The organism is Catenovulum agarivorans YM01 (genome assembly GCF_000281085.1).
GTDB classification, from domain to species: Bacteria; Pseudomonadota; Gammaproteobacteria; order Enterobacterales; family Alteromonadaceae; genus Catenovulum; species Catenovulum agarivorans.
On sequence record NZ_JH767525.1, the window covers coordinates 151,302 to 165,847 of the forward strand.

General features: G+C 40.2%; 8 protein-coding genes and 1 pseudogene. All 9 read right to left on the reverse strand.

The features are described 5' to 3' along the window. Positions 1 to 90: 90 nt before the first annotated feature. The 9 genes and pseudogenes from WSC_RS0108080 to WSC_RS0108125 all read right to left on the reverse strand — a co-directional run bounded on the left by WSC_RS0108080 (position 91) and on the right by WSC_RS0108125 (position 14,526). Positions 91 to 1,560 (reverse strand): NarK family nitrate/nitrite MFS transporter, encoded by a 1,470-nt coding sequence (locus WSC_RS0108080; RefSeq protein ID WP_202801998.1) that lies wholly within the window; start codon positions 1,558 to 1,560, stop codon positions 91 to 93. An 88-nt stretch (positions 1,561 to 1,648) separates the two neighbouring features. Beyond that, positions 1,649 to 1,975: a nitrite reductase small subunit NirD gene (nirD, locus tag WSC_RS0108085; protein WP_016955418.1), complete on the reverse strand. Its 327-nt coding sequence runs from the start codon at positions 1,973 to 1,975 to the stop codon at positions 1,649 to 1,651. Between the two features lie 10 nt (positions 1,976 to 1,985). Further along, positions 1,986 to 4,544, reverse strand: a complete 2,559-nt coding sequence (gene nirB / locus WSC_RS0108090) for a nitrite reductase large subunit NirB (protein ID WP_016955419.1) — start codon at positions 4,542 to 4,544, stop codon at positions 1,986 to 1,988. Positions 4,545 to 4,557: 13 nt separating this feature from the next. Then, positions 4,558 to 5,361: a uroporphyrinogen-III C-methyltransferase gene (gene cobA, locus WSC_RS0108095; RefSeq protein WP_016955420.1), complete on the reverse strand. Its 804-nt coding sequence runs from the start codon at positions 5,359 to 5,361 to the stop codon at positions 4,558 to 4,560. 367 nt (positions 5,362 to 5,728) lie between these two features. Further along, positions 5,729 to 6,925 (reverse strand): alginate export family protein, encoded by a 1,197-nt coding sequence (locus WSC_RS0108105; RefSeq protein ID WP_016955422.1) that lies wholly within the window; start codon positions 6,923 to 6,925, stop codon positions 5,729 to 5,731. Between the two features lie 209 nt (positions 6,926 to 7,134). Continuing rightward, positions 7,135 to 8,124: a glycosyl transferase family protein gene (locus tag WSC_RS0108110; protein ID WP_016955423.1), complete on the reverse strand. Its 990-nt coding sequence runs from the start codon at positions 8,122 to 8,124 to the stop codon at positions 7,135 to 7,137. A 1,027-nt stretch (positions 8,125 to 9,151) separates the two neighbouring features. Continuing rightward, positions 9,152 to 11,809, reverse strand: a complete 2,658-nt coding sequence (locus WSC_RS0108115; RefSeq protein WP_016955424.1) for a nitrate reductase — start codon at positions 11,807 to 11,809, stop codon at positions 9,152 to 9,154. Positions 11,810 to 12,138: 329 nt separating this feature from the next. Next, positions 12,139 to 13,584: pseudogene (locus tag WSC_RS22215) on the reverse strand (FAD-dependent oxidoreductase); the annotation flags it as partial. Positions 13,585 to 13,674: 90 nt separating this feature from the next. Then, a complete protein-coding gene (locus WSC_RS0108125) occupies positions 13,675 to 14,526 on the reverse strand; it encodes an ABC transporter ATP-binding protein (protein ID WP_016955426.1) in 852 nt (283 codons plus the stop codon). Positions 14,527 to 14,546 lie beyond the last annotated feature (20 nt).

The following is a 14,546-nucleotide window of genomic DNA, read 5'->3' on the forward strand; positions in this document are numbered from 1 at the left end:
CTTGTAAGTAAATGACAAATATAAAAAAAGCGAAGCCTGAATTCAGAACTTCGCTTTAACGGTTTTTAGTAAAAACTATTGTTTAAGTAATTAGCTTACTTTAATTAACTCAACTGAACCGTCTTCACGTACTTCTGCCATATGACCAGAAGGCTCTTCCATCAATAGTAGAGTTGCAAAACCTAATACGGCTGTTGCTGCAATTACTAAGAAGAATGTTGAAGGTTCAACCATAGAGAAGATAGTTAAGTAAGTTACTGCACCAACGTTACCGTAAGCACCTGTCATACCAGCGATTTGGCCAGTTAAACGACGCTTGATTAATGGTACTACCGCAAATACTGCACCTTCACCCGCTTGTACAAAGAATGAACATGCCATAGCCGCTACAACCGCTACCCATACAGGCCATGTTGCATCAATTAAACTCATTACGAAATAACCTACTGCTAAACCAGCAGTTAAAATAAGTAATGTTTTCTTACGACCAAATTTATCAGAGATTAAACCACCGCCCGGACGAGACATTAAGTTCATGAATGCGTAAGCAGAAGCAACCATACCAGCAACAACAGCTGATAAACCGAACGTTTCAGCGAAGAATAAAGGTAACATAGAAACTACCGCTAATTCCGAACCGAAAGTTGCGAAATATAAGATGTTTAAAACAGCAACTTGCTTGAATTTATAACGTTGAATTTCTGGAACTGGCTTAACAAAAATTTCGCGGTTAACATCGTATGCTTTGTATGTATCGATAACAAACAATAAAACTAGGCCAACGTAAGCTAACACAGCAGCTGTTTCAGAGATCAAAGACACACCGTTTGGTGAAAGTTTCCAAGTTAACAATGCTAGTGCAAAGTACATTGGTAGTTTCATTACGATTAAGAATGCAAAGTCACCTTTACTGGTTACTTCCATACCACCAATGTTTTTAGGGCGGAAATAAGTAGAACCTTTAGGTGTATCACTTACAGTATTGTAGTAAACGAAAGACCAGAAAATACATAAAACACCAGTTGATGCAATTGCATATCTCCAACCGTCATCACCGCCAATCCATAAAGCTAATACAGGTAAAGTGAAAGAAGCAGCAGCTGAACCGAAGTTACCCCAACCACCATAAATACCTTCAGCAGTACCTAACTCATTGTGCGGGAACCATTCACTCACCATACGAATACCGATTACAAAACCAGCACCGATGAAACCTAACAATAGACGAGATAATGCTGCCATCTCGAACGTTGTCGAGAATGCGAACATAAAACATGGGAAAGCACAAAGAAATAATAATGCAGAATAAACGCGACGAGGGCCGAATTTATCCGTCAACATACCAATAATGATACGAGCTGGAATAGTTAAAGCTACGTTTAAGATCAACAAGGTTTTTGCTTGAGCGGCTGTTAAACCTAAAGATTCTTTAATCGCGCCTAATAACGGAGCATGGTTAAACCAAACTACGAAAGTAATGAAGAATGCAATCCATGACATATGGAGTACTTTCATTTTCCCCTGCATAGAGAAAATATTAAACTTAGTGTCTTTATCCACGTTTACACCTCAAAATTTTAAATTGAATTAGGTTGCCGACCCGAAAGTCGGCTTGTTACTACTTAGAGGGTAAGTAACAAAAAAACGGTTACGCTTGTAACTGGACAACATCACCTTCAACTCGAATTGCATATGCTTTAACAGAGTTTTCAGGTTCTTCTAAACACTCACCTGTTTCTAAACAGAAGTGTTGTTTGTATAAAGGAGAAGCAACAACTAGCTTACCTTTGATGTCACCAACAATACCGCGCGATAAAACGTTCGCTTTACCAATCGGGTCGTAATTTGAAATGGCATATACTTTTTGCTCTTTTCCAACGCGGAAAATTGCTACTTGCTCTTGGTTGTGCAAAGCACATACACCTGTATTGGCTGCCAAATCGCTAAATTTACAAATATCTTTCCATTCGCTCATGTTCGTCACCTTAAACTAATTCAACTGTTTCTATTTCTACACCTTTGGCCAACTTTTGACGCTCTTCGTCAGTTGCGATGCGGCCTTTGGCCTGACCACGCATTTCAACGTAAGCTAAGTTGTCATCGGTTAAGTCTGAGTTAATAAAGTGAGCGAATCGTTTTAAGCGCTCTGGGCTATTTAATGTTTTCTTCCACTCACATTCGTAAGTGTCGATAACACGTGCCATATCTGCTTCTAATTCTTCACAGATACCTAATTTGTCTTCAACGATAACTTCATGTAAATACTCGATACCACCTTCTAAGTTATCCATCCATACAGAAGTACGTTGTAACTTGTCTGCTGTGCGGCAATAGAACATAAAGAAGCGGTCGATATATTTGATTAATGTTTCATCGTCGAGATCTTGCGCGAATAAGTCTGCATGACGCGGTTTCATACCACCGTTACCACATAGATATAAGTTCCAACCTTTATCAGTTGCAATTACACCTACGTCTTTACCTTGTGCTTCAGCACATTCACGGGTACAGCCTGAAACAGCCATTTTTAATTTGTGTGGAGAACGTAAACCTTTGTAACGCATCTCTAAGTTAACGGCCATTGAAACTGAGTCCAACATACCGTAACGACACCAAGTAGAACCAACACAAGACTTAACTGTACGTAATGATTTACCGTAAGCGTGACCAGTTTCGAAACCAGCTTCTACTAAACGTTCCCAAATTGGTGGAAGTTCATGTAATTGAGCACCGAAGAAATCGATACGCTGACCACCAGTAATTTTGGTATATAAACCAAAGTCACGGCCTACTTCACCTAAAACAATTAATTGCTCAGGGGTAATTTCACCACCTGCAATACGAGGAACAACAGAGTAAGTTCCGTCACGTTGCATATTAGCTAAGAAAATATCATTGGTGTCTTGTAAACCAATATGCTTGTCATCCAATACATATTCGTTCCAATGTGTTGCTAACATTGAACCAATTGCAGGTTTACAAATTTCACAACCATGACCTTGACCGTGTGATTCTAATAATTCATCAAAAGATTTGATGCCTTTAACACGGATAATGTCGAAGATTTCTTGACGTGTATAAGAGAAATGTTCACAAAGGCTGTCATCAACCTCAACACCCATTTCAGTTAAAGCAGCGTTCATAACTTGCGTTGTCATAGCGGCACAACCACCACAACCAGTTACCGCTTTAGTGCATGATTTAATACCAGATAAATCAGTACAACCGCCTTTAACTGCTTCAAAAATATCGCCTTTTGTTACGTCATGACACGAACAAATTTGCGCACTGTCAGGTAATGCATCGACACCTAAGGCCGGAGCCGCACCATCGATAGACGGTAAAATTAAGGCTTCTGGCGAACCAGGGATTTCGATGTCACCTAACATCATTTGCAATAAGTTACCGTAGGCTTCTACATCACCTACCAATACAGCGCCAATTACTTTTTTGTTGTCAGCAGATACAACTAAACGTTTGTAAACACCAGCGTGGCCGTCTGAATATGTATAGCTTAAACAACCAGGGGTACGTGCTTGAGCATCACCGATACTTGCAACATCAACACCTAATAATTTAAGTTTGGTACTCATATCAGCGCCTTCAAACGCTAGATCACCACCTGTGATGTGCGAAACTGCCACTTTAGCCATGTTGTAACCTGGGGCTACTAGACCATAGATTTTGCCATCCCACAAAGCACATTCACCAATTGCGTAAACGTCTTTAGCAGAAGTTAAACAGTTGTTGTCGATAACGATACCACCACGAGGACCGATTTCGATATCAAACTGACGCGCTAACTCGTCTTGTGGACGAATACCAGCAGAGAATAAAATTACATCTGTCTCAATGTGGCTACCGTCAGCAAAATTCATGCGGTAACGGCAAGTTTCACCAGCTACAATCTCAGTGGTATTTTTTTCAGTGTGAACACTTACACCTAAAGCTTCAATTTTTGAACGAAGCAGCTGACCGCCACCTTCATCCAACTGAACAGCCATCAAGCGAGGTGCAAATTCAACAACGTGAGTTTCTAAACCTAAGTTTTTAAGTGCGTTTGCAGCTTCTAAGCCTAATAAACCACCACCAACTACAACACCGACTTTACTAACTTTAGCTGAAGCAGTCATGCCTTCTAAGTCTTCGATGGTACGGTAAACCAAACAATGCTCTTGGTCTTTACCTGGGATTGGTGGCACAAATGGATATGAGCCCGTTGCTAAGATTAGTTTGTCGTAAGATTCTTCACGACCACTTGCTGTGACGACTTTTTTGTTAGCGTGATCAATGTTAACGACCTTGTCACTTACAATAAAACGGACGCCGTTTTCATCATAATAATCAGGAGACGTCAGCATTAACTCATCTACTGTTTTACCAGCAAAGTAATATGAAAGCTGTACACGGTCATATGCTAGACGCGGCTCTTCGGAAAAAGTAACTACTTCGTATTGGTCGTAATCCGGGTGTTCAATCATATTTTCGATGAACTTGTGACCCACCATACCATTACCAACAACAATAATTTTTTGCTTGCTCATTATTTACCCTCTATTAAGCTGACAACTGCGTCCATTCAGAATTTTCACTGGTCAGTTGTCCAAACCAATGAAGTGATTCTGCTAATTCAACCACTTGACCAACAACCACTAACGTAGGAGTTTGCAACTTATGTTGCTTAGCCAATTGCTCTAAATTAGACACTGTCCCTGTAAATACTCTTTGCTCTTTGCGGCAACCATTTTCAATCAGCGCTGCTGGTGTGTCAGCTGCCAAACCGTGAGCAACAAGCTGCTGGTGAATTTCCGGCAACTTGCTTAATCCCATATAAAATACCAAAGTGTGATTAAGACGAGCTAAAGCTTGCCAATCAATGTTCAACGTTTTTTCTGCATGTGCAGTTACGAAAGTACAAGCTTGTGATAGACCACGATGCGTAACTGGAATACCTGAGTAACTTGCTGCACCAATACCTGAAGTAACACCTGGCACAACTTCAACTTCAATTCCAGCTTGCTTGAGCACTAACATTTCTTCGCCACCGCGACCAAATACAAACGGGTCGCCGCCTTTTAAACGACAAATGTTAAAGCCTTTTAGTGCTTTTTCGATGAGAAGTTCGTTTAGCTTTTCTTGTGGAATGCAATGATTGCCCATTGCTTTACCAACATAAAAAGCGGGAGTAGAGGCAGGAAACAAGCTGCGAATATCTTCACTAACCAAACGGTCGTATAAAATAATATCAGCTGTTTGAATACATCTGAGCGCCTTAATAGTGAGCAAATCTGCATCACCCGGACCGGCACCTACCAGAGAGACTTTACCAACACCACTGTCTTGTTTTACTAACTTAAACATCTTTGCACAAGCTGAGTAACTAAATCGATAACCTTAAAATGCAAGAGTAATGCCAAACAACAAAAAATCATTATTTAGTTTCGTTACTCAATGATTTACTTAGCTTTTTTATTTAAAAGACTTGATGTAAACCAATATTTAAAGACAACCTTGCCTAGATAACCCTTGCGTTATTGGGTCTATTTCACTTTTTAGAAGCATGTTGCACTATTAGTGCACCCAAATAGACCAAATCAATACCATAAATACCTTTTTGCAAAGCACCAAAAAAGTGCAACCTTAGTTAGCAAAAAAGTAAACAGCAGCCTAAGCTGCTGTTTATAAGGAATAATCCTTGTTGTTATTCAACTTTCCTTAATGGTAATTTTTAGAAGCTGGTTTCAACCCAAATCCATAAACGATCAGTGTCTGCGTAAGAACCATCTTTAGCACTATAAGTCGCATATTTCAGACCTGTGGTGTAAGAGCCAAATTTAGTTGCTGCAACAAAGTCAATTTCATCACCATAATCTAATGAACCTTCATCCGAATCAAAGGTATGGTAGAAAGCTTTTAGTGCAACACCACCAACTTTGGTGCCAACAAATGCGTAAGTATCAACCAAACCCATACCTGTTGCTGGAGAGTTAAAGGTATGACCCAAGAACACATCGGCAAAGCCATTGAACTTATGCAAAGTTGCTAATGGGGTTATAAAATGCCCATTACCATCATCTGAACCTAAAGTTTCTTGACCAACTTTCACTGTGAAACCTGAGAAGGTAGCACCTAGTTCTAACGATAAGTAGCTAGTATCTATATCAAGTGTTTTGTTGTCTTGAACTGCGTATTCAGCCGAGTAAGAAAACTTAACATCACCGCCTGTCGCGCCTGTAAAACTAACACCGTAAGTATCCACTTCTTGAGTTGCTTCTGGGGCAATTTGATAACCATAAGCTACAGCTTTACCAAAACCAGTATCGTAAGATAAATTAACTAAGATAGTATCTGCATCAACATCTCTCACTTCACCAAAGATACGGTTGTGCTTGTATACATATGCAAGAGTTGCATTGAAATCACCTGATTTGAAACCAACATTCAACGCATCGAAGGTTTGTCTATCTTGTCTCCAACCAACATGACCAATGTGACGGTGACCATCTAAAGTAATAACTTGACGGCCTAATTTTGCTGAAAAGCCACCATTAGCATAGGCAATATATGCTTGCTCCAATTCGGTAAATTCAGGGTCTGATATTTCTGCTTTGCCTTTATTTACACCAGCAAGTGCAGTGTTGTAATCATCTTCACCTAATACTTGACGATTATCTTCAAACTCAACTAGAGCTGAAAAACCAGACACAGCAGCGGTTTTAAAACCAAGGCGCGTACGGAAAGTCAACGCACTTCCATCAGTTGCACCAATTTCAGCATCTTCGTAACGTAAACGAAAATCGCCAAAAGCAGTACCTTCTTTGAAAGCTGTTGCTAATGAATCTGCAGCCATTGCAGAGGTAGACATAAATCCAGCGCTTAATACAGATGCTAGAGTTAATGCTAGTTTAGATTTTTTAAGTTCCATAGGTCACTCCCAAATAACAATATAAAAAATTCGTTTCTTGAAAGTGATGCTGGATGCTCAGACGCAGGACTAGATTAAGTGATTTAGGTTTAGCCTGTCAACATATTTTTAGATAATTTATTTTATTTTTCAAACACTTAAAGATAAAAAAAAGAGAAGGAGCGCTGGCCAACTGACCAGCGCTTGGTAGGAATGAATTTGCTAATATTTTAGCCTAGTGGCCAAGTTGCACTTCTGTGCTGCCAAATATCTTTAGCTCGTTGTATCGCCTCTTCAACCGTAGCTACTGCATCGGTTGTTAATAAAAATATCGCTAATGTGCCAATTACAGCTTGTTCTGCATAGTTGTTATCAACTTGATTCAACCAGACTTGTTGTAATTGCGCCAAATCTAACTCTCTTGGTTTGATTTGCCAGTTTTCCAACAAAGCAGGCATTTTAAGCTCGCCTTTTTGACCTTGCTTAAAATAATGTAATGTAACTTCTCGCTCTGGGTTAAACTCAACTTCACCGCCTTCCCCACGAAAGCACACTACACTTGCATCATTGCACATTTGTGCTGCATCAACATGACGTATATCAAAGTTTCTGTGATGTACACCATGCAAACTGTGTTTTGCTTTACTAGGATTCAACATTCGTGCCAATGTGTTAGCAGCTGAACGCAAACCAAATAAAGCACGTAATTGAATGAGTTTATCCAGTGGTTTGTTTAAATCTGCCAACTCTACATAACAAAAACCAAACTTATTTAGCTGTTGCTCTGCACTTTGTTTGTTTGTAGCGGGCTCGATACCAAAAAATTGCAGTGCTTCTTTTACATATAAGCGCTGTGACTCTGGTTCAGCCGTGCCATGAATAAAGACTCTGCGCCCTGATTGTGCAAATGCCATAACAGCCAATAAAAACCAAGGTAAATGACGGCGTTTACCTGCGTAACAACCTAAGTCCAAATCAATATTTAGTTCAGTAAATTCGCTTTGCACTGTTGTACGACATGCTTCTACAAAACCTGCGAGTTCTTCGGCGGTTTCTTCACGCACACGCATTAACATTAAAAATGCGCCAAGTTGTTCTGGACTCACTTTGTCTTCTAACATTTGTTGCATTGCATCAAATGCTTGTTCTTTATTGAGCAACTCACCTGCCCTTTGCCCACGGCCAACCATTTTTATGTATTGTTTAAATTCTGTTTGCATAGCTAACCTCAATTAAGTCTGTGCGTTTGTTGGGTATTTTACGTCAATGGACGTGCAAAAGTAGAGCTTATGTGTGAGTTTTTTAAGCTTACGGTTTCGTAATGAGTTTCCATGTTTGCCAACAATCCATATCGCTTCAATGTTGGTGCAACTATGCTCATAAGGTAAATGGGGAATCTCTCACAAAAACGTGTCGCGTTGCTTAAAGTATGTGCAAAACAAACCATAAGGTCGATGGAGTATTACGTCCAAAATGAGGCAATTTAGACATGTTAGCGGACATTCATCCTGAAGCTGAGTCCTGTCGCCGTCCATGGCTCCACCTCATTCAGCTGCGAAGCGGTGCTTCGGTCTTCATTCGCCCCTATCTTTTGAAGTTTTGTCCGCAACACATCCATCCGCCTTATTCGCATGTGGTGTTGCGGCTAAAACTTATCGGTGCAACGTCAGCTAAATTTATGCAGTTTTCTGATGAATGAGCGGTACTCAAAGTTTTTTAGTTGAATTCTTTCGATTGGTTCACTAACGCAAGCTTAGTTTGCGCGTTAGTAAAGCACTGTTTGTTAGTCCCCGACTCCGACAAATATTTGTCTCGATAGGTTGAATTTGATACGTAATGTTGAACCTAATTTTTGTTCATATCACGTATTCAGATCTGCCTGAGTACTCTCTACAAAAGAGTGAAGCATAGGTTCGGAAGCATGTATATATTTTACTGTTCATCAAAAATATGTTCACGGTCACGTTGTTTTTCTAGGTATATAAGACAACGATAGTACAGCAACAACAATCAGAAATAAGGTGGATGGGTGTGTCTCGAGCAAAACTTCACAAAACAGGGATGTTTTGTGCGAGCGAGCCACGGACGGCCTTGAAGCGTTTTTGCGAGAGATTCCCCATTTACCTTATTGGCCAGATCAGCTCTAACTTGCAGCACCGGAGCATAAATCGGCAGGGTATAAACGCAAAAGGAATGAAACTAAAGCGCAATATCCAGAACAATATTGCGCTATATCACAGCCGTTAATTAGCAGCTTTTACAATGGCTTTTAATTAAACCACTTAAATCAGTTTTACATGAACCACAGTTGGTGCCACATTGTAGGCGATCACCTAACTTCTCAACAGTATCGTCACCATAATCAACAATAGCTTCGATAATTTGTTTCTCGCCCACTTTAAAACAGCTACAAATTTGACGACCTTTAGCTACTTCAGGAGTAGGAATGCCAGAAACAAGTGCTTTAACCTCTTCGCGATCAAATACCTGCAACATAAACATTTCACTTAACCAGCTCATATCTTCAGTAAATGGCGTAGCTTGAATATAACAAACAAACTCTAACTGACCTTGGGTATAACAAACGACTTTAAATGACTTATCATTGTTGTTTTCAACACGTAACCACTCACCTTGAGCAGCAGTGTGTTTTTGACACCAATCTAACCAGTCATTTACCTCACCTTGGCCAGCGAACAATAACTGTTCACCTGCTTGGTTTGGTGCTTTCGACCAGTATTCAGTATTTGCTTGCATAGCGTGGCGGCTATAAGCAACTGCATAAAAATCAGCTTGATAAGCTTCAATAGCAACTGCTGCGTGTTTAAGCTCTGGTTGACCTGAAATTGGGTCAACAACAGGTGCAAATAAACGGTTAATATTCGCTTGGGATGCAAACTGTTTGTTCCAGTGCATAGGCACAAAAACTTCGCCTTTGCGCTGACCTTGATCAAATTGAACGCGTAATAACGCTTGACCAAATTTCGAAGTTAACTGAGCAATTTGACCATCCACTAAATTAAGTTTTTCTGCATCATCTGGATGTATTGCCACAAATGCTTCAGAAACGTGCGCAGTTAATTTAGCCGCTTTACCTGTGCGAGTCATTGTATGCCATTGGTCACGTACACGACCTGAGTTACATACAAATGGATAATCGTTACAAGTTTGCTGAACCGGCGCTTTTGCTTCAGTTGTAATAAACTGAGCTTTACCTGTTTTAGTGTAAAAACGGCCATTTTCAAACATACGCGCACAGCCATTCGGGTTTTCACGATTTACCGGCCACTGAACTGGACGCAATTTGTCGTATTCAGCTTCGGATAAGCCTGCTAACCCTGTGATATCAAAATCACGGCTGCCGTTATTTTCATAACCAGATAAACGCGCATGTTCATCAAAAATTTCAGCTGGATGAGTATATTTAAAGCCAGAAGCAAAACCCATAGCTTTAGCAACGTCACAAATAATTTGCCAATCGTGTTTAGCTTGACCAGATGGTGGCATAATGCCACGTTGACGTGAAATTCGACGCTCAGAATTGGTTACTGTACCGTTTTTCTCTGACCAACCTGTTGCTGGTAAACGTACATTTGCCCATTCAGAGGTATCAGTATTTTCATTACAATCAGAAACCACAACTAATGGACAGTCTTTTAACGCCTGTGCCACTTCATTACCATTTGGCAAACTAACCGCTGGGTTGGTTGCCATAATCCAAATGGCTTTAATTTCACCACTTTTCACTTTAGCAAACATATCTACCGCTTTCGCGCCTGCTTGCTCTGCAATGCGAGGAGAACGCCAAAATGTTTGCACATACTCGCGGTGTTGTGGGTTTTCAATGTCCATATGAGCAGCTAGCATATTAGCTAAACCGCCTACTTCACGGCCACCCATAGCATTAGGTTGCCCAGTAATAGAGAATGGACCACTGCCTTTTTTACCAACTTTACCAGTTGCTAAATGACAGTTAATAATAGCGTTACATTTATCTGTACCTTGTGATGATTGATTCACCCCCATGCAATAAAAAGTAATTGCAGTTGGGCTTTTCGCAAACCACTGGTAATAAGTTGTTACTTGCTCAATTGGCAAATCACAATATTCAGCCACACGCTCAATAGTCCATTGTTTGCTATTGGCAAGTGCTGTATCAAAACCTTCGGTAAAACTATTTACATAATTTTGATCAATACAATCATGTTGATGTAAGTAGTTTAATAAACCGTTAAACAAGGCAACATCGCTACCTGGTTTAATTGCGATATGTAAGTCAGCCAACTCAGTAGTTGCGCTTTGGCGAGGATCAATCACCACAACTTTCATATCTGGGTTTAACATTTTGGCTCTTTCCATACGTTGGAACAACACTGGGTGTGTCCAAGCGGCATTTGAGCCTGTTAAAACCAATAAATCTGTATCTTCTAAATCTTCGTAATTACACGGAACAGTGTCAGAGCCAAACGCACGTTTATAACCAGCTACAGCTGACGACATACATAAACGAGAGTTAGTATCTATATTGGCACTGCCGATATAACCTTTCATCAATTTGTTCGCGACATAATAGTCTTCAGTCAATAATTGACCAGACACATAAAACGCGACTGCTTGTGGACCGAATTCTTCAATAACTTTATTGAAGCCACTCGCAACATGGTTAATTGCGTCATCCCAAGAAACTTGTGAATCTCCTATCATAGGCTGCAGTAATCGCCCTGATACATCATTCGTTTCTAATACGGATGAGCCTTTAACACATAAACGCCCATAATTGGCGGGATGTTCTGAAGAACCTGTCACTTGAGTTAGCGTCTGCCCATCAACTTTAACGTCGATGCCGCATCCAACACCACAATACGGACAAGTGGTTTGTTTCAATCTTACTGCTGTTTCGTTCATCAAATTCTTACCTAAATTTGGTTAAGATTCCGCCATTGAAATTCTTAACATAAACACTCAAGAATAGGTTCTTCATGACTGCCCGCCTTCGGGAACAAGTTATAAAATGCAACACCTATACCAACTTTAATAACTACATGTTTTAAAAGGCTTTTAATTCAAATTCACCTTTATGAGCATTAAACTGGTATTTGTAATATGGTGTTTTAAAATGCGCGTGCACCAAAAAGAGACGCTAATCTTAACTGTTTTTACCAAATAAAAACGCAGCCTAGGCTGCGTCCATTGCTCATTATTAGCATCAGCCTCAAATAGAGGCCAAAACCTTATACCTCAACTGCTAGGTTGGCGAGTTCGAGGTCAATTACGTTTTGTACCATGCCCACACAGGTACCACAGCTTGAACTTGCACGTGTTTTAGCTTTAATCGCCTCAACAGTATCACAACCGTCGCGCACAGCTTCCGCTATTGTGCCTTTAGTCACCATGTTACACAAACAGACAAAGCTAGAATCAGCCATATTAAGCGCAGGGTTAACCGGCTCGCCTTGCAACATAGGCACAATTAATGATTCTGGGGTATCTTCCAGCTCTAACTCTTGCAGGTGATATTGGAGTAAATTGTCATATTCAGATGTATCACCGATCAACACTGCACCAATAAGGTGCTTCTGCTCAGCATCTGTTACCACTTTCTTATATATGCCTTCTTGCGGGTTTTCATAACAGAAAGTAACTGAATTTGGCGTGCGCGCGTGCGCATCACCAATTGAACCTACGGCAACACCCATTAATTTCAATTTGGTGCTCATATCCGCACCGGCAAAAGTGAAATCGCCGCCGATAATATGTGATACTGCCGCTCGCGCCATAGTATAACCAGGTGAAACTAAACCAAAAATACGGTTTTGCCATAAAGCACATTCGCCAATTGCGTAAATGTCTGGCTCTGACGTTTGACAATTGTCATTGATAACAATACCACCACGCTCACCAATTTGAATGTCAAAGTCACGTGCTAGTTGGTCTTGCGGGCGAATACCAGCAGAAAACAATACTAAGTCAGTTTCTAAAATAGAGCCGTCGGCAAATTCAAGTTTATGCACACAAGTATCACCATCAACGATTTGTTTGGTAGCTTTTTCAGTGTGTACTTCTACACCTAGCTCTTCAATTTTAGCTTTAAGTGCACGGCCACCACCAATATCTATTTGGGTTGGCATTAACTGAGGTGCAAATTCTATTACGTGGGTTTTTAAGCCTAACTGTTTTAGTGCATTAGCTGCTTCTAAACCGAGCAAACCACCACCAACAACTAAACCGACTTTGCATTTTTCCGCCGCGGCTTTAATGTCATCTAAATCTTCAATTGTGCGGTAAACAAAACAGTTTTCGCGCTCTTTGCCCGGTATTGGAGGAACAAAAGGGAAAGAGCCAGTAGCTAAAATTAATTTGTCGTATTCAAGCACCATACCTTGTTCGGTAGTAACCTTTTTATTGCTTTTATCTATATTGGTTACTTTACTGTTTGTGAAAAATTTTACACCGACAGATTTGTAGTAAGCTTCTGATGTTAAAGCTAAATCCTCGGCATTTTTGCCGGCAAAATACTCAGATAAATGCACACGGTCGTACGCTAATCTTGGCTCAGCTGACAATACGAAAATTTCATATTCTTGTTCAGTTTGATTAACTAATTGATCGACAAAATGATGACCAACCATGCCGTTACCAACAACAACGACACGTTTTTTAGAAGTTTGTTGAGTTGTCAAAATACTCTCCTCCAACCTGCTTATAAAAAGCAAAAAAGCCGACAAAGCGGCTTTTTTTTACCCACAGTGATGAAAGAAGACTAGCAGGAACTATGCCACTTCCTTACCCTTTTTCTCTGTATTGGCTTTTTTAGTCGCCACTGGCTCTACTTTGCGTTGTTTCTCATATAAGAAAGTTAACACTTCATGGCGATAATGATTATATTGAGGATTATCGGCTAGTGCTAAACGTTCACGTGGTCTTTCTAAATCTATTTTTAGAATTTCACCTACAGTTGCAGCCGGACCATTAGTCATCATAACAATACGATCTGATAACAATACGGCTTCGTCCACGTCATGGGTGATCATAATCACTGTGTTACCCAATTCTTGATGAATCTCCATCAATGAATCTTGCAAGTGAGCACGAGTCAATGCATCCAATGCACCAAATGGCTCATCCATTAACAATACTTTAGGTTGCATAGCCAATGCACGCGCAATACCAACACGCTGTTTCATACCACCAGAAATTTCATCAGGGCGCTTGTGCGCTGCGTGTGTCATATGAACAAGTTCAAGATTGTGGTTAACCCAATCTTTCATCTCTTGTTTGCTCATTTTACCTTTAAACACTTGTTTAACTGCAAGTTCGACATTTTCGTACGCTGATAACCAAGGTAGTAAAGAGTGGTTTTGGAATACAACCGCTCTTTCTGGCCCTGGTTCATTTACTTCTTTATTGTCCAGTAGCACACCACCAGTAGTTGCTTGGTATAAGCCTGCTACTATATTTAACACTGTTGATTTACCACAACCAGAGTGACCAATTAGTGAAACAAATTCACCTTTAGCAATTTTAAGATCTACATCTCGCAGAGCACAAAATGGCCCTTTTGGTGTTGGAAATTCTATACCGACTTTAGTTAGTTCTAAGTGTTTTGCATCTAAATCAATCATTGTTTTTGCTCCAAAATTCT

Excerpts from the sequence above, each read along its gene's own strand:
- nirD (WP_016955418.1), bottom strand. The coding sequence starts at position 1,975 with ATGAGCGAATGGAAAGATATTTGTAAATTTAGCGATTTGGCAGCCAAT.
- nirB (WP_016955419.1), bottom strand. The coding sequence starts at position 4,544 with ATGAGCAAGCAAAAAATTATTGTTGTTGGTAATGGTATGGTGGGTCAC.
- cobA (WP_016955420.1), bottom strand. The coding sequence starts at position 5,361 with ATGTTTAAGTTAGTAAAACAAGACAGTGGTGTTGGTAAAGTCTCTCTG.
- WSC_RS0108105 (WP_016955422.1), bottom strand. The coding sequence starts at position 6,925 with ATGGAACTTAAAAAATCTAAACTAGCATTAACTCTAGCATCTGTATTA.
- WSC_RS0108110 (WP_016955423.1), bottom strand. The coding sequence starts at position 8,124 with ATGCAAACAGAATTTAAACAATACATAAAAATGGTTGGCCGTGGGCAA.
- WSC_RS0108115 (WP_016955424.1), bottom strand. The coding sequence starts at position 11,809 with ATGAACGAAACAGCAGTAAGATTGAAACAAACCACTTGTCCGTATTGT.
- WSC_RS0108125 (WP_016955426.1), bottom strand. The coding sequence starts at position 14,526 with ATGATTGATTTAGATGCAAAACACTTAGAACTAACTAAAGTCGGTATA.